Source organism: Streptomyces sp. ST2-7A, assembly GCF_021390475.1.
Lineage (GTDB): Bacteria > Actinomycetota > Actinomycetes > Streptomycetales > Streptomycetaceae > Streptomyces.
In genome coordinates, this window is the sequence record NZ_JAJUWS010000001.1 from 161793 (window position 1) to 174787 (window position 12995).

Below are 12995 nucleotides of genomic sequence, written 5' to 3' on the forward strand. Positions count from 1 at the left end.
GTGTGGTGGGCGCCGTCCGTCGACGCGCCCACCTCACACCCGGGCCGGTTCCCCCACGGGAGCCGGCCCGGGGCCGTTTCCACGCCCGGTTTCCCCCGGGAAACCGATGGGTCCTTGCCACGCCTCCGCACGGTCGGACCGCGACCCACCAGCCGGGCGTTCACTCGCGCCACCCCGGCACGCGCCGGGGGCAGCACTGACGGAGCCGCCCCCGGCCCGACCCTCCGGGCCCGGCGGTCGGAAATCGGGTCAGGGCCCCGTACCCGGTTCGGCCGCCGGCGGACGGCGTGCGCCGGTCGTCCCCCCACCGCCGGGCGGTGGGTCGTCGCCGGCCCCGTCAGTGCTGCCGCTCCCGCCCCGGGGCGGGAGGGTGGGGACGGGCAGCAGGGGCAGGCGCAGCGCGGCGAAGGCGTCCGCCGGCACGGCGGGCCGCGCCGGTGGCACCGGTGCCACGCGCCGGTACCCGGCGCCCTGTTCGGGACGCGGGTCCGGCTCGCCCCGGTTGGGCCACAGGGACATGGCGCGTTCCGCCTGGGCGGTGATGGTCAGCGAGGGGTTGACGCCGAGGTTGGCGGAGACGGCCGCGCCGTCCACGACGCTGATCCCCGGGTGTCCGTACAGCCGGTGGTAGGGATCCACCACGCCGGTATCGGGCCCGTCCCCGATGGGGCAGCCGCCGAGGAAATGGGCGGTCAGCGGCATCCCGAACACCTCCCCCACGTTGGTGCCCGCGAAGCCGCCGATCTCCTCGGCGAGCCGGCGGGCCGCCTCCGCGCCCTCGGGGATCCACTCCGGGTTGGGCGCTCCGTGCCCCTGCCGGGCGGTGAGCAGGCCCCGGAGGGGCCCGCGTCGCCGCAGGTGGGTGGTGAGCGAGTTGTCGTGGGTCTGCATGACCAGCCCGATGATGGTGCGTTCGGACCAGCGGTGGTTGGAGAGCGAGCGCAGGAAGCGCACGGGGTGCCGCAGGGCCGAGCCGAGGAAGGCGAGCGGGCGGGGCAGTCGTCCGTCCCGGCGGAACTGCGCGATGGAGAGCAACCCCATGGCGTTGGAGCCCCGGCCGTAGCGGACCGGCTCGATGTGGGTGTGCTCGTCGGGGTGGATCGAGGAGGTGATGGCCACGCCCCGGGTGAAGTCGGGTTCGACGGGCGGGCGTCCGGCGGCGGCCAGGGCACGGCGGTAACGGCGGGGGGTGGTCTGCGCGCCGACCAGGGCCTCGGAGTTGGTTCGGGTGAGGGTGCCGAGGCGGTCGGAGAGGCGGGGCAGCGTGCCGGTGTCGCGCATCCGGTGCAGCAGGGTCTGGGTGCCGTGGGTACCGGCGGCGAGCACCACCCGGGGGGCGCGCAGCACCCTGGCGTGACGCCGGCGGCGGCGCGGCGGGATGTCGGTGGGCACGACGGTGACGGCGTGGCCGGTGTTCCCCTCCCGGTCGGTGAACTCGGTGATCGCGGTGACGGTGGTCAGGGGGTGGATCACCGCGCCGGCCCGTTCGGCGAGGTGGAGGTAGTTCTCGTTGAGGGTGTTCTTGGCGCCGTGCCGGCAGCCGGTCATGCACTCCCCGCAGCGGCTGCACGCCCGCCGTTCGGGGCCGGCGCCGCCGAAGTAGGGGTCGGGAACCTCCTCGCCGGGGCGGGCGGTGCGGGTGCCGTCGCCGTCCAGGCCGTCGCCGAAGAAGACGCCGACGGGGGTGGGGCGGTAGGTGTGGCCGATGCCCATGCGTTCGGCGGCGGCCCGCAGGTGCTCGTCGGCGGGGGTGGTGTCGGGGTTGACCCGCACGCCGAGCATCCGGCGCGCCTGCTCGTACCAGGGGGTCAGCTCCGCCCGCCAGTCGGTGATCCCGGCCCACTGGCGGTCGGTGAAGAAGGCGTCCGGCGGGACATAGAGGGTGTTGCCGTAGTTGAGGGAACCGCCGCCCACGCCGGCTCCCGCGAGGACGAGGACGTTGTCGAGCGGGTGGACGCGCTGGATGCCGTACAGGCCCAGACCCGGGGCCCACAGGTAGTCGCGCAGGTTCCAGGAGGTGGCGGGGAGGTCGGCGCGGTCGAAGCGGCGGCCGGCCTCCAGGACGGCGACCCGGTACCCCTTCTCGCTCAGGCGCAGGGCGGCGACGGCGCCGCCGAAGCCGGAGCCGACGACGATGACGTCGTGGTCGTACTCCCCGCCCCCGTCCCCGGCGCTCTCGGCGCTCTCGGTGTGAGCGCCGGGTTCGGTGTGGTCGGCACCCTCGATGTGGCCGATCGGCCCCGCCCCACCGGCACCGGGGACACCGTCCCCGGGGCCGGTGGGGCGGTCTGCGGCGGCTTCGGACACGGGCGTCCTCCTCTGCGGTGCGGTGCTCGGCGGGCGGGTGGCGGCACGGGACCGGATCGGGTCGAGCGGCGGGCGGGCCACCGGGGTCCCGGGAACGGTCCGGAGCCGGCCGGGCGTGGTCGGGAGTGGATCGGGTTCGGGGTTCGGGGTTCGGGGTTCGGGCCCGAGGATGACGGCAGGGGGCTCGGAGGCGCGGTATCGGCCGGCGGGCCGGCGCCCGGGGCGGTCGTCGCCGCCCCGGCCCGGTGGCGGTGTGCCCCGGTCCGGGAGCGGCGCCGGCGGCGGCTCAGCCCATCCCGACCCGCTTCATCAGGCGCAGCGCGCGGGTCATCAGAGCGGCGTGGGCACGGTTGTCCATCCCCATGGACGGCCCCAGCGGCAGCAGACGCTGCCGGGCGATGGTCTGGGCCTCGGTGAAGCGCAGGATGCCCTCGGCGCCGTGGCGGCGGCCGACACCGGAGTCTCCCATGCCTCCCATGGGGGCGCGGACGCTGCCGTAGGCGGCGCCGTACCCCTCGTTGATGTTGACGGTGCCGGTGCGCAGGCGGGCGGCGAGGGCGCGGGCGCGGCGGATGTCGCGACCCCATACCGAGGCGTTGAGGCCGTAGCGGCCGGCGTCGGCCAGGCGCAGTGCCTCCTCGTCGTCGGTGAAGCGGTGGACGGCGACGACCGGCCCGAAGGTCTCCTCGGCGTGAACGGCCATGTCGGGGGTCACGCCCTCCAGGACGGTGGGTTCGTGGAACCACGGCCCGAGGTCCGGGCGGGGCCGGCCGCCGGCGAGGATCCGGGCTCCCCCTGCGACGGCTTCGGTGACGTGCCGGGTGACCACCTCGAGTTGGGCGCCGGAGGAGAGCGAACCGAGGTCGATGTCCCAGTCGAGGCCGGGGCCCATCCGCAGGGCGGCGGTGCGGGTGAGGAGGCGGTCGAGGAAGGCGTCGGCGATCCGCTCGTGGACCAGGAGGCGCTCGATGGAGACGCACAGCTGGCCGGCGGAGGTGAAGCAGGCCCGTACGGCGCCCTCGGCCGCCCGGTCGGGGTCGGCGTCCTCCAGGACGATCATCGGGTTCTTGCCGCCGAGTTCGAGGTCGACGCCGATCAGGCGGTCCCCGGCGGCCCGGGCGACCTGTCGGCCGGTGCGGGTGGAGCCGGTGAAGGAGAGGTGGTCGACGACGGCGATGACGGCCGGGCCGACGACCGGGCCGTCGCCGAGGACGATCTGCCACACCGTCGGGGGCAGGCCGGCCTCGATCAGCAGTCGACGGGCCCACAGGGCGGTGAGGGCGGTCTCGGTGTCGGGCTTCATCAATACCGCGTTGCCGGCGACCAGGGCGGGCAGGGCGTCGCCGACGGTGAGCTCGAGGGGGTAGTTCCAGGGGGCGATGACGCCGACGAGGCCGCGCGGACGGCGGTGCTCCACGGCGGTGGTGAGGCCGGGCACGGCACCGGTGTGGCGGCGGGGCCGCAGGTGGGCGGGACCGCGCCGGCCGTAGTGGCGGGCGACCAGGGCGACCGACTGGACCTCCTCGTGGGCGTGCAGTCGGGACTTGCCGGTCTCCAGTTGGACGAGGTCGAGCACCTCGTCCTGGCGGTCCAGGAGCAGGTCGTGGAAGCGCAGCAGGACCGCGGCGCGCTCGCGGGGCGGGCGGGCGGCCCAGGCGCTCTGCGCGGCGCGGGCCCGGTCCCGGGCGACGCCGACCTCCTCGACGGTCGCGGCGGGGAGGTCGGCGAGGCGTTCGCCGGTGAAGGGGGCGTGGCAGGAGGTGGTGTCACCGCCGATGACGTCGGCGGTGAGCCGGCGCACCAGAGCGGGATCGACCGCCGCGGTGGGGCGGGGGCGGGCCGGAACCGATTCGGTCGTCATGACGCGAGGGTAGGCGGGCGGCGCACCGGTGCCTACCCGGTGGTAACCGTTTTTCGCCCGGGGTGCCGGCGATCGCCGGCACCCCGGGGCCGGCCGTACCGGCGGGACCGGCGCGGGGCGACGGCTCGGCGGGGCGGGCACCGGACGGAGGGCCACCGGTGCCGGGAGCCGGGGCGGGCACGGGGGCCGGGCACCGAGAGCGGTGGAACGGGGCCGGGCACCGGGTACCGGCCACTCGGGCACCGGAACGGGCGCGGGGCCCGGTCCGGACCCGGGACCGGGACCGGGGGACGGAAGCGGGGGACGGAAGCGGGCCCCCGGTCAGTCGCCCCGGTACGCGTAGGTGTCGGCGACGCCGGCGTGCACCCCGGCGATCTCGTCCCGGGAGCCCTCCGGTCCGCGCACCATCACCACGTGGTACCGGTCCTCGATCAGCAGCACCCGGTTCTGCGCGTACCGCATCCCCGAGCGGTCCCAGGTGAAGCCGCCCTCCGCCATCAGGATGTTGCCCACCCGGGTGGTGCGCAGGCTGCCGGAGGACTTCCACGCCGAGTCGCGGTACTCGCGCAGTTCGGGCTGGGACTGCAACTGGTAGGCCATCGGGTCCTCACCGAACTCGCCGGTGCCGTCCCGGCCGGTGACCACCACCAGTTCCAGACCGTCGCCGACGTAGCGCACCACGTCGCCGCCGTCCTCCCGGCGCTGCCAGCCGTCCGGGATGGCGATGGCGAAGCCGGCCGGATCCTGCGCCAGCGCGTAGCCGCCGGGGGCGCCGGGGCCGGCGGTGGGTTCGGTGCCGGGGGTCGGGTCGGGGGCGTCCGGCTCGTCACCGGGGTCGCCGGGGCCGTCCGTCGCGTCCCCCTCCCCGTCCTCGCCGGTCTCACCGGGATCGGTCGGTTCCTGCGGACCGGGACTGCCCACGCCGGTGGGGTCGACCGGCGGCTCGGTCGGCGCCGGGTCGGTGCCGGCCCTGTCCTCGTTCGCGTCCGGCAGCAGGAACGCGGCGGCCGCCACCGCCAATCCGCACAGCAGCAGCACCAACGCCAGCAGCAGACAGCCCAGGCGGCGCGGGGAGGACTCGGAGCGCTTGCGGCGGGAGACCAGTTCCCCGCGTCGGCGCACCACCGGCAGTCGGCGGGGGTCGGCGGGCGCCCCGGCCTCCAGCATCGGCGGCGCAGTGACGGTGCGGCGGCCCACGTCCGGCTCGGGCGCGGAGCGGATGATCGACCGCAGCCAGCCGCGGACCACCTCGGGGTGGGGGCGCTCGGTGGGGTCCTGGCGCAGCAGGGAGTCCACGACCGGGCGCAGCGCCCCGCACTCCTCGGCGAAGGCGGGCTGCTCGGAGACCACCGCCTGCACCAGTTCCAGGACGTTGTCCTCGGGGTAGGGCGGGTGGCCCTGCACGGCGCGGAAGAGCAGCGCGCCCAGCGCCCACAGGTCGGCGGCGGGACCGACGGGCGGGGCGAGTCGCCAGTGCTCGTAGACCGGTCCGGCCTGCTCGGGCGCCCAGCGCTCGGTGACCGGGCCGACCACGGCCATCCGGGCCTGGCGGGCGCGCTCGGCGGCGCGGGCGCTGTCGGGGCCGCGGTAACGGCGCCCGGTGGTGGGGATGTTGCCGGTGCCGGCGGGGCGCGGCGCGGGGACGGGCGTCCGGCCGGCGTCACCGGTGGAGGGGTCGGCCGCCGAGGGGGCGCCGGCGCGGTCGGGGCGCGGGCGGGGCAGCGGGCCGGAGGGCGCCGCGGACTCCCAGCCACGGGATTCCCCCGCCGTCTCCCCGTGATGCGGGTCCCCGTGATGCGGGGGCCGGGTCGGACCGTCGGGGCCGGTCGGTTCGGGGGCATGCGGTCCCCCCGGGCGGTGCGGACCGCCGGGGGTGCCGACCGGGCCGCCGGGCAGCGGGCGGGCGCCCTGCTCCCGACCGCCCCGATCACGGGATCCCTCACCGGTGCCCGGGCCCTGCGGCCCACCGGGACGGCGCACCGCGTCGGCCCCGGCCCGGGTGCCCGCGCGGTAGGCGGCGATGGCCCCGCTGCGCTGGGCGCGCTCGATGGCGGCCGGGGAGGGGTCGGGCGGCAACGGGGGTTGCGGACGGTCGCTGAGGTGGCGCGGACCCCGGTACCGCTGCGGGTTCTCCTCCCGGGCGGCGGCCAGGGCGGCGCGGCCGCCGGTGCCGTCCGGTGGACCGGGCGGGTGTCCGTACGGCGGCCGGCCGTTGCCGGGGGCGCCGCCCTCGAAGTCCCAGGTGGTGGGGAAGGGACCGGCTCCCTGCCCGGGGACACCGGGCAGGGCGTGCGGGTGGTTCCGCGCGTGCGGGTCGGCGTACGGGTCGGCGGGGGCGTCGGTCCGGGCGGGGTACGGGGCGGCGAGCCCCTCGGCACCGGGGTCGCCGGGCTCCGGCTCGGCCTCCAGGTCCCAGATCTCGGCCGAGGCGGGAGCGTCGGCCTCCCCGTCGGGCTCGTCGGGCACGGGCGGGGGGACGGGGCCGGAGACGGCGGGCGCGCCGTACCGCGGGGGCGGGTCGGCCGGGGCCCGGGGCGCCCGGGACGGATACGGGTGGTCCTCCCCGGGGTGCCCGGGGTGTCGCCCGTGCGGGGCCTCCGGGGCGGCATACGGATCCGCCGTGCGGGCATCGGTCGCCCCGCGCCCCGGGGCGACCGGGCCGGTGGGTGGCGGCGGGCCCGTGGGGCCGCCGCCACGCGGGGCCGGCACGTGGTCACGGTAGGCGGTGTGACCGTGCTGCGGGGGGCCCTGCGGCGGGGAACCGGGGCGGTCGGGCTCCCCCGGCCGGGGCGGGGACGCCGCGCCGGGGGGGGCGGCGGCGGGGTCGTACGGCGGAGTGCCGGTGGAGCCGGTGGTGCGCAGCCGCATCGTCTCCGGGCCCCGGTCGCCGGGATCGGGGCCGTGTTGCCCGGGGGGAGGCGGTCCCGGATGCCCGGTGCCACCGGGCATCTCGCGGGGCGGGCCGGCCTGTTCGACCGGGCGCGGCGCCGCGTCGCGGGGGCCGTCGGCACCGCCCTCCGGCCCGGCGACGGTCGGGCGGGGGGCCGGGCGGTCGGCCCCTCCGTGGGGGCGGGCGGCGGGGAACGGATCGTATCCGCACAGCACCTCCTCCGCCGCGCCGGAGGCCAGGCCGGTGAGCAGGGCCCGGCCGTCGTCGCAGATCAGGACGGTGCGGGCGGTGAGGTTGCGGTGCACCCAGCCGTGCGCGTGGACCACGCGCAGGGCGGCCAGCAGGTCGGCGGCGACCTCGGCCGCCCGGTAGGGGTTCAGCGGTGCCTCGGCGAGCAGGGCGGCCAGCGGGCGGGCCGGGACCAGTTCGCTGACGATCCACAGGCCGTCGCCCTGCACGAAGACGTCGAACACCTGGTCCAGACGGGCGTGGTCGGGGAGGCCGGCGGCGGCCGCGGCGGCCTCCACGGCCCGCCGCACCACCGGGTCGTCGGGGGTACGGGTGGCGCGGGCGTGCCCCGGGGATCCGGCGGGACCGCCGGCCCGGGTGCCGTCCAACGTCTCCGCCTCGACGACCTCGGGCAGCGGCACCTGTCGGACCAGCACCTCCTGGCCGCTGGCCGTGTCGAAGGCCCTCGACTCGACGAGTTCGAACTCGTCGGTGGGAAGGCGCGGCAGCTGATAACGGTCGGCCAGCACCCGTCCCGAGAAACCGTCCACGGCCCCTCCCCTCGTCACCCCGTGACACCGCCCTCGCGGTGTCACTTCCGTTCGCCCGGCCCGCCCCGCGGACCCGGCGCGTGCCGGGGGCTCCGCGCCGGGGCGCGGAACCCGTCGATTCCTCGTCCTACCCGTCGGGGGCGGTCCGCTACCGGATCTTCCCCCCATCCCTGTCGTTCCCCCGGTACCGGCCCCGGACTCCCCCGGCCACGCGCCGGGTCGGCGCCGCGCGGTCGACGGGGCCCGGGCATCGCCCGATGGTGTTCCGCGACGCCGGCGACACCGCCGGCACCGGTGTGGTCCGTGGTGTTACCGATGTCCCGGGTGCTCCGGGTGCTCCGGGTGCTCCGGGTGCTCCGATGGATGTTGTTCACGATGTGTCCGGCGCGTCCGTCGTCGCGACCGGCGGCCGGGGGATCCGCGCGAATCCCCCGGGCGCCGGACCGGAGCGGGACGGGACGCCGACGGAGCAGTGGGGGTCCGGCCCCGATCGTCCCGCCGGACCCGTGCGTCGCGCGACCACGGAGACCGGATGCACACGATACGTGCCATGGGCATACCACGCCCACGAAGTGTCAACTCCGGGTCAGTCCAATGGCCTGAATGTGGCCAGGGCGGTGTCCCGAATGGTGCGGCACTCCTCGTCGTCCCAGCCGGTCTCGGCACAGGTGATCATGATGGCGTAACCCCTGTTGTCGTCCACCCGGAAGCCCCGGTTGAGGATCCGCACCCGCTGCCCGCCCTCGTTCCTGACGAACTGCCAGTCCGCGACGGTCGGGTAGCCCCGCCACTCGACCGACCCGATGTCGATGTGCTCGTAGCCCGGGCTGCTTCCCCGCACGGCGGGCTCCAGGACCCGCCAGGAGGATTCGGCGTTCGCCTGCGGCGTGGGGGTGAAGTCCACCTGCACCTTGGGCGGTCCGCCGCCGGGGGCGCTGTGGATGGCGCCGGAGTCCCGGCCGGCGGTGCCGGTCTGCGCCCAACCGTCGGGCAGGGCCAGGGAGAACCGGTAGCGCTCGTTGGTGATCACGGTGAAACCGTCCGGCACGTCACCCTCGGCACCGTCACCCTCGGCACCGTCACCGCCGGGGTCGGACGTGGCGGGGGCCTCCCCCGCGTCGCCGCCGTCCTCGTCGGAGTCGGCCGGACCGTCGGATTCCGTGGTGTCCGGGGCGTCCGTGTCCGGGTCGGTGTCGCCGGGGGCCGGGTCCGTGCCGGCGTCCGCCTCCTCGTCCTCCCCGGCTCTCCCCTCCGGGTCGGCGCCCTCGTCACCGGGGGCGGTGTCGGCCTCCTCGGAGGTGTCGGGGGAGCCGCTCCCGGCGGCGCCGTCGGTGTCGTCACCGCGGGGGAGGACGATGATCAGGATCGCGGCCAGGACGGCGAGGAGGAGCAGGATCGCGGCGCCGAGCATCAGGCGGCGACGCCGCTCGGCGTCGTCGGGACGGGCGGGGCCGCCCTCGGCGAGGGCCGAGGTCCGGTCGCCGGTACCGGTGTTCCCGTGGCCGGTGCTCGCCGAGGGCGACCCCGCGTGCCCGGTCGACGGAGCGGTCGAAGGGCGGGCCGGGGCACGGGGGTCGTCGACCGGCGGCTTCGCGGTGTCCCCGGCGGACGCCGGGGTACCGCCGGAGTCGCTTCCGGCGGGGTGGGCGGTCGCGTGGGCGGCGGCGGTACCGGCCCGACCGAATGTCATGGTCTCGGAACCGCCCGAGCCCTCACCGGACGCCGCCTTCCGGGCGGCCAGCAGGGCACGCCGCGCCCCGTCCTCGTCCAACCGGTCGGTGGTGTCCTTGGTGAGCAGCCCGACGATGACCTCCTCCAGCGGGCCCGCCGAACGCGGCGGGTCCAACGGATCGTTCATCACGGCCGAGAGGGTGGCGATGGGGCCGCCACGGTCGTAGGGGGGCCGCCCCTCGACCGCGCAGTACAGCAGAGCGCCCAGCGACCACAGGTCGGCGGCCGGGCCGGGGTTCTCGCCACGCGCCCGCTCGGGGGAGATGTAGGAGGGGGCGCCGACCAACATGCCGGTGGAGGTGATGGAGGGGTCGCCCTCCACCTTCGCGATGCCGAAGTCGGTGAGCACGACCCGGCCGTCGGGCTCGGAGACGAGCACGTTGGAGGGCTTGACGTCGCGGTGCAGGATGCCGCGCTCGTGGGCGGCGCTCAACACGTCCAGCACGGCCAGACCGATCTCCGCCGCCCGGGTGGGGGACATCGGGCCGTCCTCGCGGATGACCTCGGCCAGGGAGCGGCCCTCGATCAACTCCATGACGATCCACGGCCGCGAGCCGTCGTCGACCACGTCGTAGACGGTGACCACACCACGGCTGCGGATCGCCGCGATCGCCTTGGCCTCCCGGTGGGTCCGGGTGACCAGCCGGCGGCGCTCGGCGTCGTCCACGCCGGGCGGCAGGCGCAGTTCCTTCACCGCGACGGCGCGGGCCAGGATCTCGTCGGTGGCGTGCCAGACGGTGCCCATGCCGCCCCGGCCGACGACGTCGCCGAGCCGGTAGCGACCGCTGAGCAGGCGTGCCCCCGCGGGCGGGGACACGACGGCGGTGGTCGAGCCCTCGTCGGGGGGCAGCTCGGGGGTGCGGGGAGTGTCCACGGCGGGGGCGGCGGCGTCGACGGAAGCGTCCGCACCGTCCGATGCCGGTTCGCCCTCACCCTCCGGGGAGTCACCCGCCTTGCGGAGCCCGGTGCGGGCGCCGGTCGCACCGGCGGGTCGCGGGGCGGGCACGGCGCCCCCCTCGTCCGGGGCGGGCACGGCGTCCCGGTCCCGGGCGCCCGACCTGCGGGCGGGCGGCACCGCCGCACCGGAGGAACCCGTTTCCCCCGTATGGTCGTTCACCGTCCCCGGCCCCGTGGTGCCCTCGTTCCGGTCGGCGCTTCCCGACTCCCGGGGCGATGTCCCCGCCGATCCGTTCTCGCTCGGGGGTCGCGTCGGGGTCACGCCATCGCGCGCCCCGTTCTCCCCGTTGTGCTGACCCATGCGTTGTGTCCCCTCCGGCGTCCGGAGTCATTGTCGCCCATCCCGGGTGGGTGGGTGCGGCAGGGGCGGCGCGGATTCCCCCCGTACGGAGGCGCGTTCACCGGCCGTACGGGGGGCCCGGGACGCAGGGCGACCCGGGGGATCCGGGAGGTGACGTGTGACGCTCCGTCACCCGTCACCCCCCGGTCGACCGTGACGGACCACCGTGTCACAGCGTCGCCGTGTCGCCGTGTCACAGCGTCACAGCGTCACAGCGTCACAGCGTCACAGCGTCACAGCGGAACGGTGTCGGGGGCGCCGAGTCGCGCGGCGTCGGCGGTGCGGTCGTCCGGCTGGAGCTGGGACTCGCGCTCGGCCTGCACCCGCTTCTCGTAGTGCTCCACCTCGAGATCGATCTGCCGCTGGTCCCAGCCCAGCACCCCGGCCATCAGCTCCGCGCACTCGCGGGCGCTGCGGGTGCCGCGGTCGAAGGTCTCGATGGAGGCCCGGGTGCGGCGGGTCAGCACGTCCTCCAGGTGTCGCGCCCCCTCGTGCGAACAGGCGTACACCACCTCGGCCTTGAGGTAGTCGTCGGCGGCGGGGAGCGGTTCGCCCAGCTCCGGCCGTTCGGCGACGAGCGCCAACACCTCCTCGGCGAGCGAGCCGTATCGGTTGAGCAGGTGCTCGATCCGGGCGACGTGCAGCCCGGTGCGGGCGGCGGTGCGGGCCCGGGCGTTCCACAGCGCGTGGTAGCCCTCGGCGCCGGCGAGGGGGATCTCCTCCGTGCAGGACGGGGCGACCCGGTGGTCCAGACCGTGCACGGCGGCGTCCACGGCGTCCCTGGCCATCACCCGGTAGGTGGTGTACTTGCCGCCCGCCACGACCACCAGGCCGGGCACGGGGTGGGCCACGGTGTGCTCGCGCGAGAGCGTGCTGGTGGCGTCGGATTCCCCGGCGAGCAGCGGGCGCAGGCCCGCGTAGACGCCCTGGACGTCGTCCCGGCCGAGGGGGACGGAGAGCACGGAGTTGACGTGTTCCAGCAGGTAGTCGATGTCGGCGGCGGAGGCGGCCGGGTGGGCCTTGTCCAGGTCCCAGGGAGTGTCGGTGGTGCCGACGATCCAGTGCCGGCCCCAGGGGATGACGAACAGGACGCTCTTCTCGGTGCGCAGGATCAGGCCGGTGGAGGAGTGGATGCGGTCCTTGGGCACCACCAGGTGGATGCCCTTGGAGGCCCGGACGTGGAACTGCCCGCGCTCGGCGATCAGGGACTGGGTGTCGTCGGTCCACACCCCGGTCGCGTTGACGACCTGTCGGGCCCGGATCTCGTACGCGCGGAAGCGGTCCTCCCCGGTGCCGTCCTCGAGGTCCAGGACGCGCACCCCGACCACCCGTTCGCCCTCCCGGAGGAAGTCGGTGACCCGGGCGCGGTTGGCGCAGTGGGCGCCGTAGGAGGCGGCGGTGCGGACCAGGGCGGTCACGAACCGGGCGTCGTCGGTCTGCGCGTCGTAGTACTGGAGGGCGCCGACCAGGGAGTCGCGGCGCAGACAGGGGGCGACCCGCAGGGCCCGACGGCGGGAGAGGTGGCGGTGGACGGGCAGGCCCCGTCCGTGGCCGGAGGACAGCGACATGCCGTCGTAGAGCGCGACGCCCGATCCGGCGTAGAGACGTTCCCAGCCGCGGCCCCGCAGGGGGTACAGGAAGGGCACCGGCTTGACGATGTGGGGGGCGAGGCGTTCGAGCAGCAGGCCGCGTTCCTTGAGGGCTTCGCGGACCAGTGCGAAGTCGAGCATCTCCAGGTAGCGCAGGCCGCCGTGGACGAGTTTGCTGGAACGGCTGGAGGTGCCGGACGCCCAGTCCCTGGCCTCGAGCAGGCCGGTGGACAGGCCGCGGGTGGCGGCGTCCAGGGCGGTACCGGCTCCCACCACCCCGCCACCGATCACCAGGACGTCCAGTTCGCGGCCGGCCATGGCGGCGAGGGCCGCTCCGCGTTCGGCCGGTCCCATGACCGCTGTCTTCACCGGTGCCTCCTTGGGGAGAGAAGTGATGGCGTGGAAGATGCCCGGGGTGTCGGGTGGAAGGGGCGCGCGGGGTGGTGCGCGCGGGGGCGCCCGGGACGGGCCCCTTTGTCGATGGTGCCCCATTCGGGAGGTGTCGTCCCGTCGTGCCGGTCGAGTCGGTGGGTCGGGCCGG

General features: G+C 76.4%; 5 protein-coding genes. All 5 read right to left on the reverse strand.

Going from position 1 to position 12995, the window contains the following annotated elements; all coding sequences use genetic code 11:
- Window positions 1-249: 249 nt before the first annotated feature.
- Window positions 250-2307 carry a GMC family oxidoreductase N-terminal domain-containing protein gene (locus tag LZF96_RS00685; RefSeq protein WP_374203049.1) on the reverse strand — a complete coding sequence of 686 codons (2058 nt, stop codon included), beginning with the start codon at window positions 2305-2307 and terminating at the stop codon, window positions 250-252.
- Window positions 2308-2593: 286 nt separating this feature from the next.
- Window positions 2594-4168: a succinic semialdehyde dehydrogenase gene (locus LZF96_RS00690; protein WP_233864561.1), complete on the reverse strand. Its 1575-nt coding sequence runs from the start codon at window positions 4166-4168 to the stop codon at window positions 2594-2596.
- Between the two features lie 321 nt (window positions 4169-4489).
- Complete coding sequence (locus LZF96_RS00695; protein ID WP_233864978.1) at window positions 4490-7837, reverse strand: hypothetical protein; 3348 nt, start codon at window positions 7835-7837, stop codon at window positions 4490-4492.
- 586 nt (window positions 7838-8423) lie between these two features.
- A complete protein-coding gene (locus LZF96_RS00700; RefSeq protein ID WP_233864563.1) occupies window positions 8424-10685 on the reverse strand; it encodes a protein kinase in 2262 nt (753 codons plus the stop codon).
- A 413-nt stretch (window positions 10686-11098) separates the two neighbouring features.
- Window positions 11099-12823, reverse strand: a complete 1725-nt coding sequence (locus LZF96_RS00705; protein WP_233864565.1) for a glycerol-3-phosphate dehydrogenase/oxidase — start codon at window positions 12821-12823, stop codon at window positions 11099-11101.
- Between the last annotated feature and the right edge of the window lie 172 nt (window positions 12824-12995).